Source organism: Burkholderia dolosa, assembly GCF_902499135.1.
In the GTDB taxonomy this organism is placed as follows: Bacteria; Pseudomonadota; Gammaproteobacteria; order Burkholderiales; family Burkholderiaceae; genus Burkholderia; species Burkholderia dolosa.
On the sequence record NZ_CABVPR010000162.1, the window covers coordinates 1 to 536 of the forward strand.

Here is a 536-nt window from a genome sequence, read left to right on the forward strand (position 1 = left end):
GCAAGACATGCAGGCGGGGTGAGCCAAACCGTGGCCGCTCCTGTGCCAGCTCGCGCAGCCGTTGCCGCACTTCGTAGTCGGCGTCAGGCGGCGCCGTCCGCCAGAACGTTCGGCGATTCAGGCCAATGAGCGCGCACGCCCGGCGCTCCGAATAGTCGTGCTGGTCAATCACCTGCTGCACAACTTCTCGGCGCTGCGCGGGCGAACTCACTTTTTTCCGAGAACGTCCTTCAGAACCTGGATGTCCAGCGCCTGGTCGGCCACCAGCCGCTTGAGCCGCTGATTTTCTTCCTCCAGTTGTCGCAATCGTCGCGCTTCCGACACATCCATGCCGCCGTAACGGCTACGCCAGTTATAGAACGTCGCATCCGATATGCCGTGCTTGCGGCACAGGTCCGCGACCTTCATGCCTGCGTCGGCCTCCTTCAGCACGCCGATAATCTGCTCTTCGCTGAACCGCGATTTCTTCATGACAAGGTTTCTCCTGCGGCCTCGCCACTAACTTTACAGTGGGATACTTTGGAGGGGGAAGGTCA

General features: G+C 61.0%; 1 pseudogene. It reads right to left on the reverse strand.

Annotated elements, in window-relative coordinates:
• Window positions 1-471, reverse strand: a pseudogene (locus BUB20358_RS28540) (transposase); the annotation flags it as partial.
• Between the last annotated feature and the right edge of the window lie 65 nt (window positions 472-536).